This window comes from Enterococcus sp. FDAARGOS_553 (assembly GCF_003812305.1).
GTDB lineage: Bacteria > Bacillota > Bacilli > Lactobacillales > Enterococcaceae > Enterococcus_D > Enterococcus_D gallinarum.
Genome location: NZ_CP033740.1, coordinates 483,451 through 510,202, shown reverse-complemented (window position 1 = coordinate 510,202; position 26,752 = coordinate 483,451). Strand labels below are relative to the sequence as shown.

Here is a 26,752-nt window from a genome sequence, read left to right as displayed (position 1 = left end):
AATGGCAAAATTACAGGATTATCTTGACCAAGTCAACGTGTTTTCAGCGTTGAAAGAAGAACCTGAATGGATGTTGGAACTCCGCCAAGCAGCCCTTGCAAAAGTGGATGAACTCCCGTTTCCAAAAATTGAACGGGTCCGTTATGAACGCTGGCCTTTGTTTAATATCAATGAAGCAGCACTTGTCGGTGAACAAGAATTCTCTGGCGTGATTGATCCAGCGGCAGCAGGATTGGGGGCAGTTCCATCCTTTGATGCAATGGATAGCCATCCAACGGTTGTTCAGTTTGATGAAACAACGGTCTTTGAACAATTACCGCAACATCTAGTGGATCAAGGTGTCATTTTTACGGACTTGTTTACCGCAATGAGAGAAGTACCAGAACTCGTCAATCAATACTATATGACTAAAGCAGTCCCAATGGATGAAGACAAAATGACTGCGGCCCATGCGGCATTTATGAATAGTGGTTTATTTTTATATGTACCCAAGAATGTCATCATTGAAGAACCACTAGAAGCAATCTTCTATCATAATGGCAATAGCCAAGCGCATTTCTTCAAGCATGTCTTGATCGTAGCAGATGAGCACAGTGAATTCAGCTACTTGGAACGTTTCCAAACCAAAGGGGATCAAGCCAAAAAGTTATCTGGAAATATCGTTGTAGAAGTGATCGCCAAAGCAGGGGCTAAAGTCAAATTCTCAGCTATTGATCAATTGGGGGTCAATATCACTACCTATATGAATCGACGAGGCTATGTCTTACGAGACGCTATGGTTGATTGGGCGATTGGTGTCATGAATGACGGCGATGTGATTGCTGACTTTGATTCAGACCTCGTTGGCGAAGGCGCCCATTCTGAAGTAAAAGCTGTTGCTATCAGTGCCGGTCGGCAAACACAAGGGATCGATACGCGAGTGACAAATAAAGCACCACATTCGATCGGCCACATTTTGCAACATGGTGTCATTAGAGAACGCGGCGTCTTGACCTTCAACGGTATCGGACATATTTTAAAAGGAGCCAAAGGTGCCGATGCCCAACAAGAAAGTCGGGTCTTAATGTTGTCTGACCAAGCTCGTGGCGATGCCAATCCGATTCTATTGATTGACGAACATGAAGTTACGGCAGGACATGCTGCCAGTGTGGGTCGTGTCGATCCAGAAGAAATGTACTACTTGATGAGTCGCGGCTTGCGCAAGGAAGAAGCAGAACGCTTAGTGATTCGCGGATTTCTGGGATCTGTCTTAACAGCCATTCCTGTGAAAGAAGTGCAACAAGAACTGGTGGCTGTTATTGAAGGGAAGTTACTTGCATGATCGATGCCCAAAAAGTGAAACAAGCGTTTCCTATCTTGGATCAAGTCGTCAATGATGAGCCATTAGTCTATCTTGATAATGCTGCCACCACCCAAAAGCCGGAAGCCGTTTTGAAGACGATCGCTGCCTATTATCATCAAGACAATGCCAACGTTCACCGTGGCGTTCATACATTGGCGGAACGGGCGACCCATTCTTATGAAGCCGCGCGGGAAAAAGTTCGCCATTTTATTCAGGCCAAAGAAACCGCCGAAGTGTTGTTCACTCGTGGTACGACGACAAGCCTGAATTGGGTAGCCCGCAGTTTTGGGGATCAATTTGTCAATGAAGGTGATGAGATCGTGATCTCTTACATGGAGCACCATTCCAATATCATCCCATGGCAACAACTGGCAAAACGCAAGAAAGCGATTCTGAAATATATCCAATTGACGCCAGAAGGTATCCTTGACATGGATGATGCACGTCAACAGATCACGGATAAAACAGCGGTGGTTGCCATTGCTCATGTCTCAAATGTTCTTGGTGTGATCAATCCAATTGCTGAGTTAACGCAACTAGCCCATCAACACCAAGCCGTGATAGTAGTAGATGGCGCCCAAGCAGTTCCCCATATGTCAGTTGATGTCCAATCATTAGATTGTGACTTCTATGCTTTTTCTGGTCATAAAGTGTGCGGCCCGACCGGCATTGGTGTCTTATATGGCAAACGTTATTGGTTAGATCAGATGGAGCCAGTGGAATTTGGCGGCGAAATGATTGATTTCGTTCATCTTCAAGAAAGCACGTGGAAAGAATTGCCATGGAAGTTTGAAGCAGGTACTCCAAACATAGCTGGCGCCATCGGGCTAGGGGCAGCGGTAGATTACTTGAGTGAACTTGGGTTAGCGGCCATCCATCAACACGAGGCTGAACTGGTCGCTTATGTTTTGCCAAAATTGCAAGCCATTGATGGACTGACGATTTATGGTCCACAAGAAGCAGCCAAACGAACAGGTGTCATCGCTTTTAACATCGACGGGATTCATCCCCATGATGTAGCGACTGCATTAGACATGGAAGGTGTCGCTGTCCGTGCCGGTCATCATTGTGCACAACCCCTCTTAAACTATTTGCACGTACCGGCAACTGCACGTGCCAGCTTTTACCTGTATAATACAAGAGAGGACGCCGATCGATTGGTTGACGCCATCAAGTTAACAAAGGAGTTTTTCCAACATGGCATTAACGAAATTAGATAATTTATACCGACAAGTCATATTAGATCATTCCAGTCACCCCCATCATCGCGGAACACTAGGAGATTCTACCTATAAAGTTGAATTGAATAATCCCACTTGTGGCGATGTGATTCATTTAGAACTCGCCGTTGAAGGGGAGACCATCAAAGACGTGGCATTTACCGGTGAAGGCTGTTCTATCAGCACTGCCAGTGCTTCAATGATGGGAGATGCAGTGATCGGCAAAACATTGACCGAAGCTGGAGAATTGTCAGGTTTATTTTCTGAATTGGTCCAAGGTCATACTGTTTCTGACAGTGACCGTCTAGGTGATGCTTCAATGCTAGGAGGAGTGGCTAAGTTTCCCGCGCGGATCAAATGTGCCACCCTTGCATGGAAAGCATTGGAAAAAGCGATCGCCGACGATACCCAACAATCAGATGTGGAACACAGACACTCGGAAACCGATGAGCATCAAGTAGAGTAGATTGCAGCAAAACAAAGGAGTGAGAACCATGGGTGTACCCGAATTAGAAGAATATAAATTTGGCTTCCACGATGACGTGCAGCCCGTATTTAGTACCGGTGAAGGCTTGACCGAAGACATCGTCCGTGAAATCTCACGGGTCAAACAAGAACCAGAATGGATGTTGGAATTCCGATTGAAGTCATTAGAAGCCTTCAACAAAATGCCCATGCAAAACTGGGGACCGGATCTGTCCGACATCGATTTCGATGCCATCAAATATTATCAAAAACCTAGCGACAGCCCAGCTCGAGACTGGGATGATGTACCAGAAAAAATCAAAGAAACCTTTGAACGAATCGGAATTCCCGAAGCAGAACGTGCCTATTTAGCCGGGGCTTCGGCACAGTATGAATCAGAAGTCGTTTACCATAACATGAAAGAAGAGTTTGAAAAGTTAGGCATCATCTTTACCGATACCGATTCAGCCTTGAAAGAATACCCAGAGATCTTCAAGCAATACTTTTCAAAATTAGTACCGCCAACCGATAACAAATTGGCTGCACTGAACTCAGCTGTTTGGTCCGGTGGAACCTTTATCTATGTACCAAAAGGCGTCCGCGTTGACGTACCGCTGCAAACCTATTTCCGGATCAATGCCGAAAACACCGGTCAGTTCGAACGAACATTGATTATCGTTGATGAAGGTGCCAGCGTCCACTATGTGGAAGGCTGTACCGCACCAACCTATTCCAGTAATAGTTTGCATGCAGCTATCGTCGAAATTTTCACCTTGAAAGATGCCTACTGCCGTTATACAACCATCCAAAACTGGTCCGACAATGTCTATAACCTCGTAACCAAACGAGCAAAAGCATTGGAAGGTGCCACAGTCGAATGGATCGACGGCAACTTAGGTGCCAAAACAACCATGAAATATCCAAGTGTCTATCTCGATGGCAAAGGCGCCCGCGGTACGATGCTCTCCATTGCATTTGCCGGTGCGAACCAAATCCAAGATACAGGTGCTAAAATGATCCACAACGCACCAAACACTTCCAGCTCCATCGTCTCGAAATCTATTTCAAAAGACGGCGGCGCCGTAAACTATCGTGGACAAGTCACCTTCGGCAAGAAGAGCGCAGGCTCTATCTCTCACATCGAATGTGACACTATCATCATGGATGATCTATCGAAATCCGATACCATTCCATTCAATGAAATCCACAACAGCCAAGTATCATTAGAACACGAAGCAAAAGTCTCAAAAATCTCAGAAGAACAACTCTACTACCTCATGAGCCGCGGCCTATCCGAAAGCGAAGCCACCGAAATGATCGTCATGGGCTTCGTCGAACCATTCACCAAAGAACTACCAATGGAATACGCCGTCGAGCTAAACCGATTGATAAGTTATGAGATGGAAGGCAGTGTAGGTTAAAACCTAACTATAGGCTAAGAACGTTGATATCATAGCGTTCTTGGCTTTTTATTTGCCTTCCATCTCATAAATACTATCCGAAAAACTATCTATTTGTCAGAAACCTAAATAGTTTGCTAACTTCTGACTGGTGTTTTCTGCTTGTTGCGGTGTAACATGGCTATAAATGTTCATGGTAGTTTTTACGTCTTTATGACCTAAGCGCTTCTGAACCTCATTAATCGTTGCGCCAGCTTCAAACATAAGTGAACAAGCAGTATGTCGGAAACCATGAGGACTTATTCTTTTTAAAGTTAAGCCTTCTTTTTCTGCTTTGTCATAAATCCAATCAAGCCAATCGTTTACCACTTGCGGATAATATAAATCATTACTCATATTGCTAAACATGAGTTGTTTTGCCTTTGAAGTATTAAACCCAAGTTTGAAATAATCTTCTTTTTGAATACTGAACCATTTTTGCAAAATTCGTATCGTTTCATCGTCTAAGCTGATGGTGCGGTATGAATTTTTTGTTTTAGGGGTCTGTAAAACAACCTGATCGTATTCATCAATGGCTATCGTTTTACCGATTGTTAGTGTCTTGTTGAATATATTTAAGTCTTTAATATACAGCCCTAACGCTTCTGATTTACGCATGCCAGTAATAGCAAGCAAACGGAAGAACGCATAGTATTTATAGTTATCAAGTGTTTTAACGAATGTCATAAACTCGTGTAATTCATTTTTACTATAAAAGTTAGGTTTCTTTTCCTCTTCTTTTTTGCGTGGAAGAATCGTCTTTTTCATGGGGTTACTTTCCATTAATTCCATGGATACGCCATAATTCATGACCTGAGCAGTAGCACGTCTTATATAGTGATATTGCTTGTATTTGTCGTGCCATTCGTTCACACATTTTTGACAAAAAGAAACGGTTATTTGGTCCAGTTTTAACTTGCCGAATTTTGGCAATACATGACCTTCAATAAACCGTCTATTGGTGGCTACTGTAGAAGATTTAACACTTTTGCGGTGTTGTTCCAACCAATCGTCATATAGCTCTTGGAATGTGATTGTACGCTTCTTTTTAGAACCTTTTAGAATGCTTGCTTTCAATTTATCAAACTCAAGACTTGCTTCTGCTTTGGTGTCAAAACCCTTACGAGTGGTGACAATCTTTTTTTCTGTAATAGGATCAGTAGCAACATATCCACTGAATAACCATTTTCTTTTATTGTTTTTATCTTTGTATTGTTCAAATTTTGCCAATATTGTTCCCTCCCAGTACTGCTGGGGGCAAGTGGTGGAGGTTAGTTTTCTATTTTTGGTATTTGCATGTCGCCTGGTATCTCTTTGAATTCTAATGAAGAAGAATATTTATCATTGCCTTGAATTTTAGATTCTTTTTTAAAAGTATCAAAATTCAATAATATGCCGAATCCTTTGTTTTTCTTTTCAACTTTAGCAATTAAAGGAATCCTAGTTTTTCTTCCTATGAGCCCAATATCGAAAAGTAAAAAATCTGAGAAGGCAATTTCAGATTCCTTTTTCAATAGTCTGTATATTGAGAACCAAGAATTGAATATATTTTGTGCTAAAGTGATTGCAGCTTCTGTATTCAGATTACCTAGAAAAGTATTTATATCGCTAATTTCAACTTCTTTCCCATTCTCATCAGTTCTATAAAATGCAATCAATAAAGTTGTTATTCTTTTTTCCTGTTGAAAAAGCAGGGGAGAAGATTGTCCTAAATTATCAATTGGGTACACAACGAAACTAAACTTATCCCCTATTTTTTCATTTTCCATCAAAACTGCATCGTAGGGCAAAGTTTGAGAAGGCTTCACCTCGACAAACCCATCATCTCTAGATTCGAGCTCTCCATTTTCTGCTTTGACTAAGTTTTCCTTTGAAGTGATAGTTTTAAATATAAACAAATTTTTATTAATTTTTTCGCCTATTAGCTCTTCTAAAGGTACTTTGAAATATTCCATCAGTTTCTCAAGAGTTTCGAACTGTACACCTCTAGATTCATTATTATACATAGCGGTAAGAGCTGGTCTGGAAATTTTCGTTTCTGAAGAAACTTTATTAATACTTAATTTTCTTTTATCCATTATTTTATCTAGTTTAAAATAGAGCATTACTTTCTCCTTTCTGAATGTATACGTTACAATTTTTTATAAAAACAGAATATATAGTTGACAAGTATTCGTTTCTGCCTTACTATGTATGTATAGTTTACAATATAAAAGCATATATGTAAATTAAATGTTCGAAAGAAAGTAGGTGAATGCTAATGAAGTTAGAAGTAGATTTAAGCCCAACTATCGAGCAACAACTGACAGAAGTCGCTAGTCGTGTATGGGTGGAGACGATGAAACGAGAAGTTGAAAAGCGAACTTTTCCAGAATGGATGGACTTAGAAACGACTTGTGATTATCTACAAGTATCACGATCTAATTTATCTAAATTTATCAAAGAGTTAGATTTTCCCGTTTCTACTATCAATCAAACAAAGCGTTGTAATCGAAAAAGAGTAGATGAATGGATGACGCAATTTGAAATTTAATTAGTTGCTGGGGGCAAAAGGAAAGCGGGTTAGTCAAGTGGCAGTCACAATAGAATTACTAATTGGAGGATTGAAATGCTGAAATTAGTTTGGATACCTAAGAAGTACAAGAATTTTTCTGTACGTGAAATTGTAGAAGAAGCAGAAAGTATTTTGAAAGAGTGTAAGGAAGCAGAAAAAGAGAATGCACGACTTTACGCTGATCTAATTGTTCTTCAAAATCAAATAGCTAATTTAACCGAAGAACAAGCAAGAAAAAATTTAGCGGTCATGATCCCATGGCTAGAAAGTCAGTTTCCAAGTTTAAAAGAAGTGGAGTAAAACCTATGGATAGAGAAAAGAAAAAAGCCTTTGCTGTACAATTCTTTGGCGAGAATCAGCAAATGGCTACACGTAGGTAAAATACCTATATTTCTTTTCTCTAGTATATCAAATATTGGAGGAATTTACTATGAAAACAAGAGAATTAAACAAAATTGCTTATGATATTGCAGATTTAGATGCTGTGATTGGCTTAACTCAAAATTATATTAGTTGCTTACAACTGCAAGCTGTCAGAGCGAAAGATAACAATGATAGATTTTTGATTCTGCATAGCCTGATACATGGAAAAGGATTTGACAATATTATGAGTAATTTAGAAATATTAAGCAAACAAATAAATTCATTAGCTGATGAAATTTTAGACCATGGGGATGAGGTGGCGCAATGATTTATATAGGAAAAGTGCGGCCATCCATTATGGAACCACCAATAGATAAAAGCATTATTCAATTCTTTTCAGAATATACACCGATTAAAGTTAATGTTTCTGATGATCCCGAAGAACAGAAGAAATTAAAAACGATTGTAATTGATGGGTTCATAGCTGGTGAAATGAAGGCCTTGATACGAAAAAATGAAAATTTGATCAATCGAGATTGCCTAATTTTAGATTTAGATGATGTGACCGTATCTGAAATTGATTTGATAGCTGTCATCAAACAAAAACTAGCCAAATTTGCTTATGTTCTTTATCCAAGTGTTAGTCATGGGTTAAAAGGCGTACGCTATCGGTTAGTAATTCCACTGGATAAACCAGTGAATGAACAAGAATACAAGCTACTGATTTACTTTTTTTTAAATAAAATACTGGATGGAATTATTCACACTGCGGATCAATCAAACCTCACTTGGTCGCAAATACAGTTACTACCAGTGTTGACACAATATACTAAGCAAGAACAAATTATTGTCCATGATGGAGAAAAATTATTTCCCATATCTGATGGTTTAGATGCCGCAAAACGTTGGCTGAAAGACTACAAACAAGACACAGAAGGCGTAACTTCAAGAAAATTGTACAAAAACACAAGCCAATTCAAAAAAGGCGGGTCAAGATATAGGAATACAACTACTGAACTTTTCGAAAGCATTGTATGCGGATGTGAAGAGGGAAATCGCAATAATCGCATTGCACAAATCACAGGGGGGTTATTGGCAAGAGCAGTAGACGTAAAGGCGGTATTCGAATTAGTTAAAGTCGCCAATCAATATTTTACAGAACCGCTATCCGAAAAAGAAGTGGAGGAAACATTCTATTCGATAGCGAAAAAGGAGTTGGGAGCCAATTGAGTGAAATTATTGAGTTACAAGAATTACAAAAAAAGAAGATTGGCGAAGAAAAGAAACTGCCTTCTTGGATTTACACAGATGAAAAAGGAAACACTAAAGTAAATGCTTCTAAGTTAGGCTATGAAATTATGAACGAGATACCAATGATCCGAACAAATGGTTTGCTCTACGGTGCGAGGTTTGATAAAAAAAACAGGATCATGGCGAATTGATAGTTTGAGCGACTTTTTAGACGGATATATCACTGACAAATTGGAATCTTTCAATAAGTGGAGCCAGCAAAAACTAGGCGAAACAAAAAAGTTCATCATGATTAAGATTTTTGACCCGACTATGAAAGAAAATCCTTTTAACAATAGCAAGCCGTATCTGGCCAATTTTAAAAACGGAACTTACAACATTAAAACTGGAGAATTGAAACCGCACGATACTAAAGACTATATTCTTCAAAGCCATGATTATGTTGTAGATCCGAAATCAAATTTGAAGCCAGAGAAGGCAATCGAATGGCTGCGAGATTTGACTGGTGATGAAAAAAGCGCACAGCATTTAATGGAAATCATAGGATACTGTTTCTACCGGAGTTATGCACCTTTTCAAACGATAACGATTTTGCAAGGGAGCGGCGAGAATGGTAAATCCACTTTCTTAGATTTTCTAACAAAAGTCATCGGTAAGGACAATACCAGCAATATGACGCTTCAAGAATTAGGGAACAAACAGAATCGTTTTGCTGGTGCCAACCTATTTCAGAAAGAAGCCAATCTGTTTGCGGATGTTGATTCCGAGTTTCTCAAGTCAACAGGGCTACTCAAAGCCCTCACTGGTGGGGATCGTTTATCTGCTGAGTTTAAAGGAAAAGATCACTTTATGTTTGTGAATTTTGCGAAGTTGATATTTTCAGCCAATGAGTTGCCAGCGTTCAATGACTTCACACACGGTTTTGAGAGGCGCTTATATGTAGTTCCTTTTGATTGCGTGATAGACGAAAGTTTTAAAACTAAGCACGATTTGAAGGCCATTGAGAAAGAGATTCCACTATTCGCCACCTATTGCATAAGGATGTTTAAAGAAGCGCTAGACCGCAAAGAACTGACTGTATCAGACAAGATGAATCAAGCAAAAGATAAATGGTTGAAAGAATCCAACCATATTATGAGGTTCATTGAAGAAAAATGCAGCATTGATATGGAATCCAGCGAAGGTGATTCTTCTAAAACAATTTACGAAGAATATCAAAAATTCTGTTACCAAGAAAGTTTACGTGAATTGTCACAACCTAAGTTTAGCAAACAACTCGAGAAAATGGGAATTGTAAAAGTTAAGCAAAGCGTTAGAGGTACACGATTATGGAGATACAGGCATTTACATTTAAGAAAAGAGTATACCCCGACGGAAAGCTTAGAAGCGTTGGCCAGTTTGGACATATAACTATAAACGCTGCTATATCAGCATTTTTAAACACAACAAATGAAGTTTGAACGAAAAACACTTGGACACCATGTTGGACAGGTTGAAGGGGTGTCCAAGTAGGTGTCCAGCGTAAAAACGAAAAAAAATTAATAATGTTACATTTAAACGCTGATATAAAAGCATTTCAGAACAGGTGTCCAATGTGGCCGTAGAAACATAATTTCTATTGAGGGTACACTGTTGTTGCAATCGAGAGTGCAACTGAAGAAGGCGGGAGTGAAAACACTGAAAACCAATAAAAACGAAAGAAAATACCCAATTTTAATCGCTTATGATACAGGATCACAATATGCAGTCTGGTGTCCGTATTGTTCGAAATGGCATTTTCACGGAAAGAAAGATGGAATGAGGGTGGCGCATTGCATTAACCCACACTCACCGTTTATAAAAACTGGTTACATTATCAAGTTAGCCACAAGAAATGATTTGGATTTTAAAAGTCATAATCTCTACCCAAATGACTATCCAATGTTTGAAGAAAATTAAAAAAATGAGCGGAGGCATGTAATGGAAGAACTTACGATTATTGAACAATCGGTACTTGAATTAATTCCGAGAGGGTTTGAAAGGAAAATTAAAGTACCTGATATATGCTCTATTATTGATCTGGACGAACGAGACGTAAAAGCAGTTATTCAAATGCTGCGAGCCAAAGGAGTGCCTATTGTTTCTGTCAGAGGATATGAAGGCGGCATGTTTATCGCTACCAACGAAGCTGAACGGACTATTGGTCTTCAAGCTTTCAAGAACCAATTTAAGAGTATGGAACAAACAATCACGAATATTGAACAAGCAGATCTAAAAAACTGGCAAGAATCATTAAAAATTGCAAAATAAGGAGAATGAACAATGAGTATGGATAAAGTATATATTGATAAACAAACAAAAAAAGTGGGTGTCGAGTTACCTAAATATGGGGAAATCATCCTGATCGTAAAAGATGGTCAAGTAGTTAGATATGAGACGAAAACAACAAATAAATTAGAGTGAAAAAAGTGTTTTAAAAGCTGATATATCAACGTTTTATAAAGATTTTATCGCTCAAATATGGTATAATAAAGACAACTTAATAATAATATCTGATTAGGAAGAACCAACGGATATGAGGCGAAAAAAGCCAGTAATATGGCAGACGTCTCGTGTCCGTTTTTTATTATTAGTTGTCCTTTGAAAACTGTATACTGCGGTTGCTGAAAAAGCCGTCCTAGATGATGACAATCCCAAGCTAGACCAACGATCAAAGCCGCAACATAATAGAATACTGTTTTTTAGGAGGGAAGCATGGATAGTGAATACAATTTAAACCGCTATTTGAACATAGAGGCTTATATCAGAAAGCTGGAAGAAGAAAAACGATTAATCAGGCAAGAACTTTATTGCCAAAGCCTATGCACAGGAATTGCCTATGATGAAATTGCTATCCATGCAAAAGCTCCCAAGATTGATTATTTAGTAGCAGATAACGTTGAAGCGTGTATGCTCATTGACAAGCGGATAGAGCGGTGGAAATTTAGGCACAAGCATTTTATGCACTTCTTAGATAAATTGCCTGTATCTGAACGTGAGAGCCTTTTAAAAGGGGTTGAAAGCCCATCGTTGAAACAGAAAGCACTCGATGAAATATACGAGATAGAAACAGCTATGGCGTTCAGATATGAATGGGAAGTGCCGCAAGAAAAGGTTGAATTAACAGACGATTTGTTTTCGAATATTGCACTAATGGCGGAGGTGTTTGGATAGTGGTTTATGATTATGACATTCGCCCAAAATGGATACTCACTCAATGGAAGGCCTTTGTTGTAAATAGAAATCATTTAAAAGAGGGGAATACAGCAGGATATGCTCGTTTGCTATTTACTGCTTTAAAAGAGCTGCCAAAAGAAGACGTTTTAATTCTTTCTGAGAAGTATTACGAAACTGAACAAGGTGCCAACTTTAGTTATATGCATAACGGTTATCGAACTTATATACCTATAACAGATAAAGTATTGGCTGACCGAAGAGGAATATCTGTTCTTGAATATCGAAAAATCAGGAGCAAGTCAGAGGCGAAATTACAGGCTATTCTCAATCGGTTGAGAAAAGAGTTTATCGAAATTGATGCTGACGAACTTGAGGAATACATTCTAGGCGTTGGGACTATTTATTTGAAGGATTATCAAATTATCGAGGGAAAGCGTGCGGATCCAGATTCTTATATCTTCACGCAAGATAGGTCCAAAGCGAAAAGATTCAAACAGGACTCTACACAGGGTCGCCAGCTAAAGATGTACCTTCGATTAAAGAAAATGGAACCTCGAGACGAGTATATAAAATTTATTGATATATGGTTTGACTGATTAAGCAGAAAGGAAAGTGTAAATGACTATTGTAGAGATTATGAAGACACGTAAAATCAAACAGAAGCATTTGTGCGAAGTCACAGGGCTAAGTCCTGAACAAGTGGAGAATGCTCTAAATGAGGATCGGGATGGATTGTTAGCTGATAAGAAGAAGTTGGTTTTGCTTAAAGGTATTTGTACCGCTGAGTTTAAACGCAAAGCAATGCTCACCTTGGTAGCAAAGAACACAAATGGGTTAGATCCTGATACTCGTAAGAAAGTAGAGGAGTTGGCAAATGAAAACAGAAGATGACTTCTTTAGCTATAGAGAATGGAAGAAATACCTGGAAGAACAACAAATGAAGCAAGAGCTGGAAGGAAATCCAGATGCTATTAAAAAGCTATCGCTGGTTGAATTAAATAAGCTGATCGAGGAAGACAGTACAAATGAAATTGCCATTGAGCGCCGCAGAGAGTTGTTGGCTCAATACAAGAAAGAACGAGTAACGCAGATCAAAGAACCTAAGAAAACAGTTGTAAGTAAACTCAAAGAAAAAATCAAAGGAGCGAATCAAGCATGACAACAGAGTACACAGTAACTACACCAGAGGTAAAAGAATTAAGAGAGATCGATATCAATATCAATGAGTTGGAAAAAGAGTTAGACACTCTGGTTGAAAAGAGAGACAAGAAAGCTTCAGCAAAAGGTAAGTATAGCTTAGAGACATTCAAGGCTAACAAAGAAGCAAATAAGGATATTGAAGATCTTGAGAAGGTAATTGCCGAGGCGTACCAAGAACGTGCAGAGATCACCGATAGTATTTATTTGAATTACATCAATCAGTTAAAAAATGAAACAAACAGAAAAGAAGCTGCTTTATTGTCTGAAGCAAAAGAACTATTTGACAACAAAGGATTCGCTGAAGTAACTGCTTTACTGGGAACAGAAACTACTAGACTGTTCCAATTAAATGATCAGTTAATCAAATCGCATAACAGCTCAATGAAACAACTTATAGATGTATTGGGCATTAAGAACAAAAACATATTGGAGAGGGTTCAACGAGAATACTACAAACAAAGTAGAATGGTTTAGGAATGGTGTGAATGCATTCTTTCAAGGTGTATCTGATGTTGCCGTTGAAGTGTTCAACTTTATTGGTGGATACATTAGTGGGGTATTCGAAGGACTTTGGACAAATATTTCCAACGTGTTCGAAGCTGGGAAACGCATATTCACTGGTTTTATTGATTTTATCACTGGAGTTTTCACAGGGGATTGGGAACGAGCTTGGAATGGCGTTGTAAACATTTTTGGTGGTATCTTCGATGGAATTGTTGCGATTGCGAAAATGCCACTAAACAACATGATCGGACTGATCAACGGATTTATTCGAGGGCTGAATAAAATCAAGGTTCCTAAATGGGTACCTGGTGTTGGTGGTAAAACCTTCAGTATTGGAGAATTACCTTATCTAGCGAAAGGCGGTCATGTATTGAATGGCCAAGCAATCGTTGGTGAAGCTGGACCAGAATTGCTTACGAACAAAAACGGCAAGACAACTGTTACTCCGTTATCAGACGAAGAAAAACGCAAAGGCATTGGCGGCAAAGTACAGCCTTCCAAAGTGGAACAACATATCCACATTGGGAATGTCGATGCGAATAACCCAAGCGAATTAAACAAAATGAACCGTAAATTTTACCGTGCAAGCAAACAAGCACTTGCCGGAATAGGAGGATAAATATAAGGCACCTAGCTTATCGGCTGGGTGTCTTTTTTGTTATGCTTGGAATATCGTATACTAGGAGGGTTATTGGCAAGACGAAGATTATGATTGAATATGAGTCTTTAAATAGGACGTTAAATGTGCTATAATGATTACGATGTAGAAACATAGTTTCACTTGCGCAGTGTATGTAAATACGCTGTGCTTTTTTGTTTAAAAATAAAAATTATTAAGTAAAAAAAAGACCTTAACTTTCACTAAGGTCTTTTCTATTTTCTAGAATTTCTTCTATAGGAAGTATAATAGGTAATCTTGACGCTTTTTGACTTAGAATAGATATAAAAAGACTTATTTCTGACAAAAGTGGTCTTATAAAATAATTTTGATCTTCAATGTCAAAATCAGAAAATTCCATATCTTCATTATCAATTTGTTTATTTAATTTGAAAACGGCTTGCATAGCTATCAATCCCTTAACTTCCTCATCAACAACAAACTCTGCTTTACCTTTAATATAAACATCTTTCTTTTTATTTAACTTAGGAGACACTCCAAATCTTACATCAATATTATTTTTCAATAAACTTTTTTTAAAGTCAACTTTTATAAGACTCGTTCCATAATACGCATAGTCGGTACTTTCCATTTAATTTCTCCATTCTTTTTATCCGAAGTCGTTTCTTCACTGAATTGACTAATATCATATTCCAGTAAGTTTACTCTATTAAGCATTTCGTTCGTTTGGTTTCTCAATTCTGAGAGTTCGTTTTGAATTTCTTCTTTTAATTCTGACAAACTTTCTTCTTCTCTTACACATAAGAAATCTATTTTTTTCAAAAATCCCTCAAAGTTCTCGTGTAAAAAAGATTCTCTTTCTTTATACACATTTCTGACAGCAAATGGGTCTTTAAAAGTTAGAAGCATATTATTCAGTAGTTTACTTTGTATACTTCCATTTTCAATCTCGCTTAACGTACTATAACTTACTCCAATAAGATCAGCCATTTGTCTCAATGAGAGAGAGTAAGATAATCGAATTTCTTTGAATTCTCGAGATGATAACAACCCATTTAATTTTTTGTACTTTTCAAAGTCAAGTTTTGCATTATAATCAGGGTCATCAAAAGGTTCAAATAATTCTCCGCAGTGACCACATTTATAATATATATGTTCATTTTCTATCATAGAATTTTTCACTTTGACTGTTTCTAAAATTCTAATCTCTTCAAATGAAGATAAATGCTCACATTCAGAACAGTACTTATTTTTTATAACCTTTTTAGTCATTCAGTACACCCCCTTAAAGGATAGTTCATTGGTCTCTCTGCAGGATGGAAGGACATGCATCCACAATGGTTTTCGTCGATTGAGATTTTCACATAAAGTTCGACACTACCTAGGAGCATTCCAAAAACAGTGACTGTTGTGCCTTCTATGAAATGATGTTCACTTGGCCCTTCACTATAGTTTGATATATGCAATTTTTCTCTTACGTATCTAGCAGCCTGAGTATTCGTCCAGCCCAATTCTCTAAAATATAAAGACGATTTTCTATTAAACTCATATTTAATAGATCCTTGATCAAACAATTTTCTAAAGTTGAGTAAGAACAATCTAACTCTGGCTTCTGTATCAAATCCCAAATATCTGTCCTCCGAAATAATATATATTTTTATTATTTCGTTAAAAACCTCTACTTGTCAACACTTATTTTGTTACTATCCAGTAACATTATATACACAATTAAAAATGAAATGCAATAACTTCAACTTCTCTTTTTGACTAATTAATACTATTTTTAATGTTATCTCTATGTACGAGCCCGCCAAAGCGGGCTATTTTTGTTTACCACGGAAGTTTATTGTTGTTAAGCGCCCGTTGTACTGCTTTTACCATATTAGAAGTTGGACTGATGGTGCCATCTTGTATGGTACCCAAAGCTTTCCGCATTGCTTTGATTGTTTTCTTTCCGCAAAGTCCATCGACTGCACCATTGTAATAATCTTTTGTTTAAAAATAACCCACCCTCAAGGAGAGTGGGCCTGAAAAAAGATAAAAAATGAAATAGCCCCGGTCAAGGCTATGACTCCATTCTACAAGGTAATATTTTTTATTTAAACAAAAAATCCACTCTATTCTGCCTAGAGTGGATTTATCAAAGAAGTGTAAATGAAAAAATAAACTTTGTGGTTATGAAACTACATTACACCTTTTATTAATTAAATTCAAGAAATTTATGACGGTTTTCTAAACAATAATATCTATTACGTTAAAATAATGATAAAATAAACAAGAAGAGTATTAGGCGCACTTCCCCAAGTTTTCACCGCCTAACTACTCTTCATAAAATATTGCACGCACTTACTAATTTATAGCATAAACTAAATTACTGCAAGTAATATGAATATATTTATGTACAAACTCGCCTTAGCAAGTCATTTGTTTACCAAGGAAATTTGATGAAGATAAGAAGAAAAAAATTATAGAACAATTGATTGCCCCCAGCTAAAAAAGCTATCTAAAAACTATCTATTTGTAAAAATAGTTGTGAATATATGGATTTTAGAAGATAACTTTTAGAGATTTTTTGTTGATATAACAGCATTTGTGCGTATTAAGATAGAAAATCGTTAAATGGAAGGTAGTGTGGGGTAAACCTATTATATGAGCTAGAACCCTTGATGTATAAGGATTCTAGCTTTTTTATTTTGCTTAAAACTATGAATGTAAGTGTTTTTGTAAGTGCTTTTGATTAAAAGCCAACAAAATTGGCGAATTTATCAGCAGTCTTTTCTGCCTCTTCAGGCATTACATGAGTATAAATTTCTAGCGTGATTTTCACATCTTTATGGCCTAGTCGTTCACTGACTTCTTTTACAGGAACACCACTTTGTAATAATAAGCTTGCATGAGTGTGCCTGAAAGCGTGTGGAGATATTACTTTCAGATCATACTTCTTTATCAAATACTTTAGCCAGTCATTCACAACTTGAGGATAATACAATTCATTGCGTTCATTGGTGAAAATGTATTGATCATCGCTAGAAGTATTAAAGCCCATGCTCAAGTAGTCTGTTCTTTGTACCGTTCGCCACTTGGCCAAGACTTTCACTGTTTCAGCATCTAAGCTTATTGATCGTGTACTAGAAGCTGTTTTAGGGGTTTGAATAATAATATTGGTATTTTCATCAAGGGCTAGTGTCTTGCCTATAGAAACACTCTTGCCAGCCAAATCAATGTCTTTCCACTGTAGAGAAAGCAACTCTGATTTTCTAGCACCACTAAATGCAAGTAAGCGGAAAAAAGCATATTGCTTAAAGTTACCGAACTCTTTTAAACAATCAAAAAAATGTGCTAGTTCATCTTTAGTGTAATACTGCAGTTTTTTCTCTTCTTCTTTGGCTCTTGGAAGAATCGTTTTGGACATTGGATTGCTATCCATAATTTCCATGGCCACACCATACCGCATAATTTGAGCAGTGACTTTACGAAAATAGTTGTATTGCTTATAACCTTGCTTGAACCACTTGTTTACCAAGTCCTGGCATTGAATAACCGTTATAGATGCAAGCTTAACATCGCCTAAGTATGGCAATACATGGCCTTCGACGAAACGTCTATTTAAAGCTATCGTGGATGGTTTTACATTAAGCCTATGTTGCGCTAACCATTTATCATAAAGATCTTTAAATGTGATAACAGTAGGCTTATTTGACAAGCCGTTATTCTCGTATTCCTCAATTATCTTGGACAAAGCAATTTGTGCTTGTTTCTTATTTGTAAATCCTCTTCTTCGTCGATATATATTCTTTCCATTATCTGTCTTTCCTAGATATACATTGAATTCGTACGCTGTTGATCCGTCTTTCTTTGTGTACTTCTGTATCTTTGTCATGTTTGTACTCCTATCTACCACCAACGCCAATTAGAGTAGATATAAAAGAAATTATATTTTATACACAGTTCTGTTAGTTCGGTATTCATTCCCGTCTTTTCTCGGAAGGTTAAAAAATAAATGTTCAACAGTATAGAGACCAATTCTTCTTGCAGAAAAAACAGATTCGTTTTCTAAGGGAATCTGTAATTCAACGGGGATAACACTACTGTTAGCATTAGGTAGTTTTAATTTTAGCCTGTTGAGTGAAATCTCCAAAAATTCGGAAATATCGTTATAAGTGGAGTTTTCAAGCATCCGGAATAGTGTGTTTAATAGAGCGTTGCTTTCATAATTGCAAAGTGTTAGAGAGAGATAGTATTCAATTTTTTCATTAACTTCGTAATTTTGTTTTTCTAATTCGAATAGAAATTCATTATCATCGTACGAATAACATAGCAATTGTTTCTTAACATCGGATCTTGAATCTATAAATTTAATGTCTTTCAGGGTTGAAATATTTTTTTCAAGTAAATCTAACATGGAAACACCAAGAAAGTCTGAAATCCTTCTCAGAGTTTCTAATTTAGTTTTACTAGGTATAGCATCATTGTTCACCAAAGGAGACAGTGTACTTTTTGATATTTGAGTACCTTCCTGTAACTCGTTAAAACCAATATCTTTCATAATCATAAATTTTTTTATGTTGTTCAATTTATAACCTTCTTTCCGGTTCTTTAAATAAAACTATTTTAACACTTGACAGTTCTTTTTTAAAGTAGTAAATTCTATATAGAACTTAAATTGTGTAATAAGTTCTTTTTAGAGTAATTAGTGAGGAGGTGATATTTTGTTTGAAATAGATCTTGAGATGGCTGCGAAAATAAGAGAAAAAAGAGCGAGGAAGAACTCGACTTTACAAAGTGCAGCCGAGGAAATCGGAATATCTTCTAAAACATTAGGAGAAATTGAAAATGAGAAAAAAACGATTGTTAGAAAAACTGTTTTTAAAAAAATTATTAATTGGTTGATTAACGAGAAGTCGAAAAATTACACAGGAGTTGATTAAATGGAAGCGGCTGAAGTGCCAAAAATGCAATTAGAAGTGTCTCACACGCTTTCTAATGAACAGTTGAAACAAATATCCGATAGTGTTTTTGAAGCGATTATAGAGGCAATTGTGGCGGCGAGAAACGCAAGCAAAGTTGATTCAGACATCTTAACAACTAAAGTAGCGTTGCAAAAGTGGCTCGGAGTTTCAGCTATTTACCTTGAAGAGTTTCTTTGAAATGGCGATTGATGCTTTGAAGAGTTTTAAAAGCTGGTGGGATTCTCTGGATCAAGGTACGAAGAACTGGATTATTACACTCGCTGGTATAGCTGCAGTAATCGGACCAGCTTTGGTTGTCATAGGAACGCTTATGAGTTCCGTTACTAAGATTACGGCTGGGGTTAAAGATCTGGCCACTGTGTGGAGTGGGCTAGGCAAATTATTCGGATTATCTGGTGGATGGTTTGCCGTAGCTGTAATAGCAATAGCCGCATTAGTCGCTGGGCTAGTTTGGGCTTATAACAATGTTGAATGGTTTAGGAACGGTGTGAATGCCTTTTTCCAAGGCGTTTCTGATATAGCGGTAGAAGTGTTTAACTTTATGGGCGGATACATTAGCAATATTTTTGGAGGAATCATTCAAAACTTCCAAAACTTTTTCGATGCAGGCAAGAGAATTTTCACCGGATTTATAGATTTTATAACTGGCATATTTACAGGTGATTGGGAACGCGCTTGGAACGGTGTTGTAAATATTTTTGGCGGTATTTTTGATATGATTGCTGCTATGGCTAAAGCACCGCTAAACACAATGATTGGATTGATCAATGCATTTCTTGGTGGATTAAACAACATTAAAATTCCAAAATGGGTTCCTGGCGTAGGCGGCAAAAGCTTTAGCATTTCCACTTTGCCTTATTTGGCAGATGGCGGTCATATATTAAATGGCCAAGCGATCGTTGGTGAAGCTGGACCAGAATTGCTTACGAATAAAAACGGCAAGACAACTGTTACTCCGTTATCAGACGAAGAAAAACGCAAAGGCATTGGCGGCAAAGTACAGCCTTCCAAAGTGGAACAACATATCCACATTGGGAATGTCGATGCGAATAACCCAAGCGAATTAAACAAAATGAACCGTAAATTTTACCGTGCAAGCAAACAGGCACTTGCCGGTGTGGGAGGTTAAATACAAGGCACCTAGCTTATCGGCTGGGTGTCTTTTTTTGTTGCAAATAAAGTTTGAATTTCGTATGTGTAAAGAGGTATTATGTAATTGAGAAAGTAAAGAAATACAAGGAGGAACCGAATGGATAGATTGGCAATTTTAAGAGCATTGGAAAATGGTGATTTTGATGGAATTAGCCACGAATATGAGCCGCGTAAAGGCTATAGTAAAAATGAAGTTTTTCAAACAAAGATGGTAGTTAAAGGGAGCTGTATAGAAGTTACTACAGAGTACAAAAATAAATTCTTTGACAACAAAGAGAATGTTAGTAACGAGCATAACAACGTAAAGGTATTAACTGGGAATGCGGCAGTGGACTTTATAGCAAGAAGACCATTCTATTTTAAAAAGGTTAGACCAGAATTATTTCTAGAATAATATATTACATTCATTCGTTCAGAAAGAGGGAGCTTTTATGCAACAATTTTTAGAAGCGAAAATACTTGTACCAGAAGATTATGTAATCATTTCTAGGGTTGAGTATGAGGAGCTTCTTCAAGCTAACAACCTAGGCCGGTGGATGACGTTAAAAGAAGTGCTTGATCGCATAAATAGAAAATATGATTGGTTTAGTCAGAAAGTTTTAAAAAATCCTAGATATAGAAATAGAATCGACATTTCAAAATCATCTGAAGGGTTTGTGTATTACCCAGGGGAGGGCAACGACAAGTATCTTTTTTTGAAATCAAAAACATTGGAGTTCTTAGAAGAAAACTTTGCGGATATCCTGAAAGAAAAAAGATGATTAGATTAAATGAATCATATAAATATTTGTAGCGAGGATGTTAACTTTGAAGAAAAACATGAAAAGCTTTCTATTGGGGATGATAGGCGGCATATTTGTTGTGATATTTTTTGTTATTGATAATAAACTAGACGGTCGAGCCATTGAATGGATAAGCGCAGGGTCTACATTAGCTGCAGTTTTAGTATCTTTATGGTTAGCTAAAGACAGAAAAGTAGATACTGATATAACTGGTGTATTTTTCGGATCAGAATTTTTCGATTCGTACGAACAAACGTTTAGCAGCGATTCAGAAGAAGTTCTAGTAATTAATGATCATTTTTTAAATGTAGACACTAATATCAGATTATATAATCCGTCAGATTTTTCTAAAGCTTTATACGATTTGAAAATCAACTATGTATCAGAAGACAATGAGGTTTACAGTAAAAAAGATCTTTTTTTAAACGATCAATTTGTTAACTATATATCTTTGTCTCCAAAAGAGACAAATGTTTTGAAAGTGAAATCTACAAGTTCTAATCTTGGAGAAGAATTCTTAAAATTAGTTCCTAAGGAAATATTCTTTTCTGGTATCAATGAAAAAGGCAAGGAAATTAGGATTATATGCGACGATTATTTAGAATATCTTAATCAAGAAAAAAATAATGGAGGAAACAGCAATGAGATTGTATAAAGAGTTTGAGGAATTTTTAAATGAGTATCAGGAAAAACCAAAACAGGCAGTAGTTACTCCAGAAGAAGTATGTATTCTTACATTAGTTAGTTATAAAGATTCCGAGAACAAATCGGATTTAAAACGATCAGCTAAAATGGTAAAAGATGTGGAAAGTAGTTTGAAGAAATTTGATTTGTGGAAATATGTAAATGAAACAGAACTTAATAACAATTTAAAGTAAGCGCCCCACGCGCAATGAGAATTATTGACCCACACATTGACCCACAAACACTTAACACGTTTTAAAATACAATGAAATGGTTTGGCGGTGCTATGTGGTTTTGCAAATATATTGAGAATGGACAATGCCCTATGACAAGCATTTATAATTCCTGTACACCTTTTATTAATTAAATTCAACCAATTTATGACGATTTTCTAATCAATAATTTCTATTACGTTGAAATAATGATAAAATAAAAAAGAAGAGTATTAGGCGCACTTCCCCAAGTTTTCACCGCCTAACTACTCTTCTTAAAGTATTGCACGCAATTACTAATTTATAGCATAAACTAAATTACTGCAAGTAATATGAATATAATTATGTACAAACTCGCTTTAGCAAGTCATTTGTTTACCAAGGAAAGTGATTGTTATTAAGCGCTCGTTGCAAAGCTGTGACTAATATGCCAGTTATGGTATATTAAACATAAATTTTATATGTTCGCCAAATAGTAGTATGTATTTAATATCGAAGCTGTAATATCGAATTTTTGATATCTATTCTAATTGGCGTTGGTGGATAAAATTGTAAGTGCGTTTGTAAGTGCATGCACTTACATTTATAATTTCCTAATGATGTTAAATATCAGTTGAAACCTGTTACACCAGTGTTAATTGCTCTTAATCACGATTAACAAAACCCATTCTTTTATATGGAAGGCAGTGTAGGTTAAACCTGTTATAGGAGCTAGAACCCTTGATATATAGGCTCTTTGTCAATAAGGACTGATGGGTTGTACAAAATCAAATCTGGGTCAGAATGAACCTCATTCTGGCTCAGATTTTTTGTTATCTTACTTTGATTAATTGATTGATCAAAAAGATTCTAATTCTCATGTTCTCAAATGATTTAAATCCGTAGGATACTCGTTTCATTGTCTTTATATGGGTATTCTTCGCTTCTATTTTTCCATTGGTGTAAGGATAGATCATCGCGTTGGTGATGCCTTCTTCATAGGTCAGAAGGTTTTGGAGCTTTTCCCGAAAGCCGTCATCTAACGTTTCGGGAAGTTCTGCCAATAAGGAGAAAAATAAGTCAGGGTCTTTGTCTCGAAAGGCTTCAACTAATTCATGAAAATAGGGATACGCCTCCTTCAGGGACGTAGAAAAGCCAAGCAATCGATCAATCATCATCGCTTCCGTAAGAAATGGGTATTTTGGTGATCGAAAACTTTTCCATGTTTTGTATTCATAATGGTTGATGTTTGCACGATTTTTTAGCAAAAAGCGCCAGTTCTTTTTCAGTTTTTCTGCCTGACTTTTCTGTCCTACTTTACGAAGTTCATTCATTTCACGGATACGCAACTCATTAAAGGCTTGATTCATGTGTTTGATAATATGAAACCGATCAATCACTACTTTCGCATTTGGCAGAATACGTTTGGTAAGCTGGAAGTAGGCGGCGTTCATGTCTGTGACTAAAAATTTTACTTCTTCAGGATTAGTGCAGCCTAAGAAATAGCTTGTTAATCGAGGCAATTTACGCGTAGGCAAGACATCAATTAATTGTCCTGTTTCGCCATCTGCGCAAATAAAGCTCATTTTATCTTCTATGGAAGCGTGCGAACGAAATTCATCAACCATCAATACTCTGGGGAGAATCCTCTTAGATTGCTTTGGTAAGTAGCTTTTAAACTCTTTCAACGTACGAATAACGGTGGTCAAAGATACCTGACAATTTTTCGCAATAAAAGATAAAGATACTTTTTCAGTCAGCAAAGAAGCAATTTTATATCTGACATGATTCGCGATTGAATGTCTGGGTTGAACAAAATAACTTTGAGCCGTCCAATGGGTTCGACAGTTTTTACAGGTATAGCGCTGCTTTTTTAAGCGCATAACCAAAGGCATGTGATTGTATTGTTCAAAGCGGACAATCGTTTCCTTCTTCCCATTTTTCACTACAATTACTTTCCCGTTTCCATCTACCACAGTAGAACCACAATTTCTACAGGTATGGGGAGCAGGTGAGAAAACAGCATCGACGATCAACGTCTTTTTCTTCTGAAAGGTCTCGTAAGAGACCTCTGTAATCATCAAATCTTTCTCTATTAATCGCAGCATTTTTTTGATAGAATCATTCATATAGCATATCGTCCTCTCAGTTGTTTATTTTGTCGTGATTTAATCATACTAGAGAACGATATGTTTTTTAATACCTAAAATAAAAATGGGGCTGAAGAATCAATTCTGATTCATCAGTCCCATAAATTATAGAGCCGATATATAAGGATTCTAGCTTTTTTTGTTTTGCCTGTATACTAGAAATGACCAGCTTTTGACCAGCTCTTTTACTGATGAGCCATCATATCAGCAAAGTCTTGACCTGTTTCTTTTGCTAGTTCTATTGGAATCAATTGTTGGTGTCAAGGGCCATAATAAAATGTTGGTTTTGGGCCATTGAAATTGTAGGTAGTTTTCTCTTTATCGTTTCGTTTCTTTTCCTTTCGTTTCACTATAACTTTTCATTCGATAGGAAGGTCCTGTAATTTGAATAATTTTAGAATGATGGACCAATCGGTCCAATAAAGCATTAGTCAATTTCTTATTACCAAAAATTTCGGACCATTGAGACAGAGGAATATTCGTTGTAATAATCGTTGATTTTCTTTCGTATCGCATATTAATTAGTTGAAACAGTAAGTTAGATCCTTCTTTTGAGAAGGGGAGATACCCGACTTCATCAATAATTAATACAGAATAGCTCGCATATTTTTTGAGCATGGTATCACTTGTCCCACGTTTATGTGCCCGGATAAGTCGATTAACCAGTTCTGTACTAGTGATAAATAAACAGCTCTGCCCTCTATCAATACACTCTAAACCAATTGAAACGGCTAAATGGGTTTTTCCAACACCGCTATTTCCAATGAATAAAAGGTTGTCATACGTGTCTAAAAAGCGTAATGTCACTAAATCTTGAATTTCACTTTTTTTGATTTTGGGTTGAAAATCAAAGTTAAAAATCATGAAGGCGTTTATGATAGGGAAACATTGCCCGTTTTAAAATTTTTCTTTGGGTCTCCTTTCTACGATAGCTAATTTCTTGATGTGTTAATTCAAATAAAGAATCAACTAGAGATTGTTCATTTTTAGCTACTTCATCTAAATGGGCAGGTAAAATTTCTTTGATACAGGTAAGATTTAAATCTGATAATTGATTTAATAACTGATGGTAATTTGACATATGAGCCTCCTTATAATTCATCGTAAGCATCTAAATTTTCTTCTACAAAGCGCTCCAACTCTTCGTCTTCTAAGTATTTGAAGACATCAGATCGAAGAATCTCAAGAGAGTCATCACGTTGATAATTTAAGGTTTTTTTGCTTAATGGGTGCGAGCGAATACATTGATGGCCATACCAAATGAATAGACTGTCCTTACGGACATCTAAAGTTACCTCTTTACCAATATATTTCACGGGAACAGAATACTTTGAGTTTTGATATTGGACCATGGATTCAATGGAAACTTTTCTAATTACGTGTTGGGTTCTAGAAACATATCTGACTAATTCTAAACGATTGAAAGGACGCAACACCGATTGTTCATCTATAAGAAGCTTAGAGGGATGATTATTCACTGCTTGAGAACGTTCATTATTTAAGTCATTCATAAACTCATAGACGATTCGTTTTAGCTCCTGCTCATTTTCAAACTCGTAGTTAAAGACCATTAAGCGGTTAACAGTACGAGCTAAAGCTTCTACTTTGCCTTTGGTTTGTGGACGAAAAGGGCGACAAGCAATCGGATTGAATCCAGCATCTTTAGCAAATTGACGAAATTTTCGGTAAAAACGGTTTGACTAAATTGGCTTTTACTTCTATCAACAACTGTTTTCATATTGTCAAACCAAATTTCTTGAGGAACACCATTCCCGCAGTACTCAAACGCATTGACCAAACAATTGAAGACATTCGCTTGGGTTCGATCAAAGGTTACCTCTAAGTTTTTCATGCGAGAATAGCCTAGAATATATAGAAAAAGATTGAAGTAAAAGACTTCACCATGTTTACTCACCATCTTAATATTTTCTTTCCAATCGACTTGAGCAGAAAGACCTGGCGTCGTTTCAATTCGAATGGTTGCTTTTTTTACACGCTTTTCTCGATAGTTCCGACAATATCGTTTGACGGTGGTATAGCCACCTTGATATCCTTTTTTCTTAATAAAATAATAAATTGAAGAAGCGGAACAGCTTAACTCCATTTTATCTTTAATAATTTCTTCAAAACCGCTTAATAAAAGAGGAGCAGAAGATTGTCTCTTTTTGATCTGTTCTACTTCCCATTTAGTTCCAGCTTCATAGTAACGCTTGACTGTTCGGTAATCACAATTATATTGCTTAACCATGGCTGCATAGTTAGGTTGAATATCGTTCATAATGTGTCGTAAGACTCCTTCTAAGACATCTTCTCGCATGAGTCACTCTCCTTGAATGGTTTCATGAAAAAGAATATCAGATTTTAAATCTAACCTACATTTTCGATGGCCCTTTTCCTACATTTTATCGTGGCCCTTTACACAATGAAGAAATGAAGATAAAAAAAGAAGTTGCGAAAATTGTTTGAATAGTGCTGCATGAAAGATACTTTTCTACTAGAATTGTCTAATTAAGTTCAATATTAAGAGTGTTTGTAAAAATTATAAAAATGAGATAAAGTATCTAATAAGTATTTTTTAAACACTATTTTTTATTAAAAAGGTTTAAAGAATTGAAATTCTTATAGAGTTAAGTTTTTTGTCATGATACCTTTGTTTAAAAGGAGGAAGAGA

The 26,752-nt window shown here is 36.6% G+C and carries 32 protein-coding genes and 4 pseudogenes; 26 read left to right on the top strand and 10 right to left on the bottom strand.

The features are described from left to right. Position 1: 1 nt before the first annotated feature. Genes sufD through sufB form a run of 4 tightly spaced genes read left to right on the top strand, consistent with a single transcriptional unit; the run spans position 2 to position 4,448 of the window. Positions 2-1,321 carry a Fe-S cluster assembly protein SufD gene (sufD, locus tag EGX73_RS02845; protein ID WP_003128304.1) on the top strand — a complete coding sequence of 440 codons (1,320 nt, stop codon included), beginning with the start codon at positions 2-4 and terminating at the stop codon, positions 1,319-1,321. After that, complete coding sequence (locus tag EGX73_RS02840; RefSeq protein ID WP_123866728.1) at positions 1,318-2,562, top strand: cysteine desulfurase; 1,245 nt, start codon at positions 1,318-1,320, stop codon at positions 2,560-2,562. Before sufD ends, EGX73_RS02840 begins: the two co-directional genes overlap by 4 nt. Beyond that, a complete protein-coding gene (gene sufU / locus EGX73_RS02835) occupies positions 2,540-3,028 on the top strand; it encodes a Fe-S cluster assembly sulfur transfer protein SufU (RefSeq protein WP_003128306.1) in 489 nt (162 codons plus the stop codon). Before EGX73_RS02840 ends, sufU begins: the two co-directional genes overlap by 23 nt. Before the next feature lie 28 nt (positions 3,029-3,056). Then, positions 3,057-4,448, top strand: coding sequence for a Fe-S cluster assembly protein SufB (gene sufB, locus EGX73_RS02830; protein WP_005470231.1), 1,392 nt, complete (start codon positions 3,057-3,059; stop codon positions 4,446-4,448). 96 nt (positions 4,449-4,544) lie between these two features. Here the strand turns inward: sufB and EGX73_RS02825 are convergent, their stop codons facing one another. Both EGX73_RS02825 and EGX73_RS02820 read right to left on the bottom strand, forming a co-directional pair. Continuing rightward, positions 4,545-5,696, bottom strand: a complete 1,152-nt coding sequence (locus EGX73_RS02825; protein WP_123866727.1) for a site-specific integrase — start codon at positions 5,694-5,696, stop codon at positions 4,545-4,547. A gap of 41 nt (positions 5,697-5,737) precedes the next feature. Further along, a complete protein-coding gene (locus EGX73_RS02820; RefSeq protein ID WP_123866726.1) occupies positions 5,738-6,571 on the bottom strand; it encodes a helix-turn-helix transcriptional regulator in 834 nt (277 codons plus the stop codon). Between the two features lie 155 nt (positions 6,572-6,726). Between EGX73_RS02820 and EGX73_RS02815 the strand changes: the two genes are divergently transcribed. The 15 genes and pseudogenes from EGX73_RS02815 to EGX73_RS02755 all read left to right on the top strand — a co-directional run. Continuing rightward, entirely contained in the window at positions 6,727-6,999 is a 273-nt protein-coding gene (locus EGX73_RS02815) for a hypothetical protein (protein WP_123866725.1), read from the top strand. A gap of 75 nt (positions 7,000-7,074) precedes the next feature. Beyond that, positions 7,075-7,320: a hypothetical protein gene (locus tag EGX73_RS02810; protein WP_010776730.1), complete on the top strand. Its 246-nt coding sequence runs from the start codon at positions 7,075-7,077 to the stop codon at positions 7,318-7,320. Positions 7,321-7,450: 130 nt separating this feature from the next. Next, the gene (locus EGX73_RS02805) at positions 7,451-7,711 is read left to right on the top strand and encodes a hypothetical protein (protein WP_123866724.1); all 261 of its coding nucleotides are present in this window, start codon (positions 7,451-7,453) and stop codon (positions 7,709-7,711) included. After that, the gene (locus EGX73_RS02800; RefSeq protein ID WP_123866723.1) at positions 7,708-8,613 is read left to right on the top strand and encodes a primase alpha helix C-terminal domain-containing protein; all 906 of its coding nucleotides are present in this window, start codon (positions 7,708-7,710) and stop codon (positions 8,611-8,613) included. The genes EGX73_RS02805 and EGX73_RS02800 overlap by 4 nt, the downstream gene beginning before the upstream one ends. After that, positions 8,610-8,825 carry a hypothetical protein gene (locus EGX73_RS16125; RefSeq protein ID WP_253764188.1) on the top strand — a complete coding sequence of 72 codons (216 nt, stop codon included), beginning with the start codon at positions 8,610-8,612 and terminating at the stop codon, positions 8,823-8,825. The genes EGX73_RS02800 and EGX73_RS16125 overlap by 4 nt, the downstream gene beginning before the upstream one ends. Further along, positions 8,794-10,044: a phage/plasmid primase, P4 family gene (locus tag EGX73_RS02795; RefSeq protein WP_253764187.1), complete on the top strand. Its 1,251-nt coding sequence runs from the start codon at positions 8,794-8,796 to the stop codon at positions 10,042-10,044. The genes EGX73_RS16125 and EGX73_RS02795 overlap by 32 nt, the downstream gene beginning before the upstream one ends. Positions 10,045-10,302: 258 nt before the next feature. After that, positions 10,303-10,572, top strand: a complete 270-nt coding sequence (locus EGX73_RS02790; RefSeq protein WP_253764186.1) for a hypothetical protein — start codon at positions 10,303-10,305, stop codon at positions 10,570-10,572. Between the two features lie 21 nt (positions 10,573-10,593). Then, positions 10,594-10,923 carry a hypothetical protein gene (locus EGX73_RS02785; RefSeq protein WP_003128325.1) on the top strand — a complete coding sequence of 110 codons (330 nt, stop codon included), beginning with the start codon at positions 10,594-10,596 and terminating at the stop codon, positions 10,921-10,923. Between the two features lie 12 nt (positions 10,924-10,935). Continuing rightward, positions 10,936-11,076: a hypothetical protein gene (locus EGX73_RS15900; RefSeq protein ID WP_086269381.1), complete on the top strand. Its 141-nt coding sequence runs from the start codon at positions 10,936-10,938 to the stop codon at positions 11,074-11,076. A 291-nt stretch (positions 11,077-11,367) separates the two neighbouring features. Then, complete coding sequence (locus tag EGX73_RS02780) at positions 11,368-11,826, top strand: hypothetical protein (RefSeq protein WP_123866722.1); 459 nt, start codon at positions 11,368-11,370, stop codon at positions 11,824-11,826. Next, positions 11,826-12,425, top strand: coding sequence for a hypothetical protein (locus EGX73_RS02775; protein ID WP_086273512.1), 600 nt, complete (start codon positions 11,826-11,828; stop codon positions 12,423-12,425). The genes EGX73_RS02780 and EGX73_RS02775 overlap by 1 nt, the downstream gene beginning before the upstream one ends. 22 nt (positions 12,426-12,447) lie before the next feature. Next, the gene (locus EGX73_RS02770) at positions 12,448-12,720 is read left to right on the top strand and encodes a hypothetical protein (RefSeq protein WP_123866721.1); all 273 of its coding nucleotides are present in this window, start codon (positions 12,448-12,450) and stop codon (positions 12,718-12,720) included. Beyond that, positions 12,704-12,988, top strand: a complete 285-nt coding sequence (locus EGX73_RS02765) for a hypothetical protein (RefSeq protein ID WP_123866720.1) — start codon at positions 12,704-12,706, stop codon at positions 12,986-12,988. The genes EGX73_RS02770 and EGX73_RS02765 overlap by 17 nt, the downstream gene beginning before the upstream one ends. After that, positions 12,985-13,503 (top strand): hypothetical protein, encoded by a 519-nt coding sequence (locus tag EGX73_RS02760; RefSeq protein WP_253764185.1) that lies wholly within the window; start codon positions 12,985-12,987, stop codon positions 13,501-13,503. Before EGX73_RS02765 ends, EGX73_RS02760 begins: the two co-directional genes overlap by 4 nt. Then, positions 13,484-14,152, top strand: a pseudogene (locus EGX73_RS02755) (phage tail protein); the annotation flags it as partial. The gene EGX73_RS02760 and the pseudogene EGX73_RS02755, both read left to right, overlap by 20 nt. A 232-nt stretch (positions 14,153-14,384) precedes the next feature. Here the strand turns inward: EGX73_RS02755 and EGX73_RS02750 are convergent. The 5 genes from EGX73_RS02750 to EGX73_RS02725 form a co-directional block, all read right to left on the bottom strand. Further along, on the bottom strand, positions 14,385-14,783 hold the full coding sequence (locus tag EGX73_RS02750) for a hypothetical protein (protein WP_123866718.1): 399 nt from the start codon (positions 14,781-14,783) through the stop codon (positions 14,385-14,387). Continuing rightward, complete coding sequence (locus tag EGX73_RS02745) at positions 14,741-15,424, bottom strand: helix-turn-helix domain-containing protein (RefSeq protein WP_123866717.1); 684 nt, start codon at positions 15,422-15,424, stop codon at positions 14,741-14,743. Before EGX73_RS02745 ends, EGX73_RS02750 begins: the two co-directional genes overlap by 43 nt. Continuing rightward, positions 15,421-15,780, bottom strand: coding sequence for a hypothetical protein (locus EGX73_RS02740; protein WP_123866716.1), 360 nt, complete (start codon positions 15,778-15,780; stop codon positions 15,421-15,423). The genes EGX73_RS02745 and EGX73_RS02740 overlap by 4 nt, the downstream gene beginning before the upstream one ends. Before the next feature lie 1,109 nt (positions 15,781-16,889). Then, positions 16,890-18,032, bottom strand: a complete 1,143-nt coding sequence (locus EGX73_RS02730; protein ID WP_123866715.1) for a site-specific integrase — start codon at positions 18,030-18,032, stop codon at positions 16,890-16,892. Between the two features lie 51 nt (positions 18,033-18,083). Next, complete coding sequence (locus EGX73_RS02725; RefSeq protein ID WP_113849212.1) at positions 18,084-18,725, bottom strand: helix-turn-helix transcriptional regulator; 642 nt, start codon at positions 18,723-18,725, stop codon at positions 18,084-18,086. 136 nt (positions 18,726-18,861) lie between these two features. On the opposite strand from EGX73_RS02725, the gene EGX73_RS02720 reads away from it, so the two are divergent. From EGX73_RS02720 to EGX73_RS02690, 7 genes and pseudogenes are all read left to right on the top strand, one after another. Continuing rightward, a complete protein-coding gene (locus EGX73_RS02720; protein ID WP_113849213.1) occupies positions 18,862-19,080 on the top strand; it encodes a helix-turn-helix transcriptional regulator in 219 nt (72 codons plus the stop codon). Beyond that, positions 19,081-19,299: a hypothetical protein gene (locus tag EGX73_RS02715; RefSeq protein ID WP_123866714.1), complete on the top strand. Its 219-nt coding sequence runs from the start codon at positions 19,081-19,083 to the stop codon at positions 19,297-19,299. It abuts the gene before it with no gap. After that, a pseudogene (locus EGX73_RS02710) lies at positions 19,292-20,251 on the top strand (phage tail tape measure protein); the annotation flags it as partial. The gene EGX73_RS02715 and the pseudogene EGX73_RS02710, both read left to right, overlap by 8 nt. A gap of 120 nt (positions 20,252-20,371) precedes the next feature. Then, positions 20,372-20,668: a hypothetical protein gene (locus tag EGX73_RS02705; protein WP_123866713.1), complete on the top strand. Its 297-nt coding sequence runs from the start codon at positions 20,372-20,374 to the stop codon at positions 20,666-20,668. A 37-nt stretch (positions 20,669-20,705) separates the two neighbouring features. Beyond that, positions 20,706-21,035, top strand: coding sequence for a DUF771 domain-containing protein (locus EGX73_RS02700; protein ID WP_123866712.1), 330 nt, complete (start codon positions 20,706-20,708; stop codon positions 21,033-21,035). A 46-nt stretch (positions 21,036-21,081) separates the two neighbouring features. Beyond that, positions 21,082-21,711, top strand: coding sequence for a hypothetical protein (locus tag EGX73_RS02695; protein WP_123866711.1), 630 nt, complete (start codon positions 21,082-21,084; stop codon positions 21,709-21,711). Next, complete coding sequence (locus tag EGX73_RS02690) at positions 21,698-21,934, top strand: hypothetical protein (RefSeq protein WP_123866710.1); 237 nt, start codon at positions 21,698-21,700, stop codon at positions 21,932-21,934. Before EGX73_RS02695 ends, EGX73_RS02690 begins: the two co-directional genes overlap by 14 nt. 830 nt (positions 21,935-22,764) lie before the next feature. Here the strand turns inward: EGX73_RS02690 and EGX73_RS02685 are convergent. The 3 genes and pseudogenes from EGX73_RS02685 to istA form a co-directional block, all read right to left on the bottom strand. Continuing rightward, positions 22,765-24,060 (bottom strand): ISL3-like element ISEfa5 family transposase, encoded by a 1,296-nt coding sequence (locus EGX73_RS02685; RefSeq protein WP_123866709.1) that lies wholly within the window; start codon positions 24,058-24,060, stop codon positions 22,765-22,767. A gap of 339 nt (positions 24,061-24,399) precedes the next feature. Next, a pseudogene (istB, locus tag EGX73_RS02680) lies at positions 24,400-25,162 on the bottom strand (IS21-like element helper ATPase IstB). Between the two features lie 10 nt (positions 25,163-25,172). Next, positions 25,173-26,398: pseudogene (gene istA / locus EGX73_RS02675) on the bottom strand (IS21 family transposase). Between the last annotated feature and the right edge of the window lie 354 nt (positions 26,399-26,752).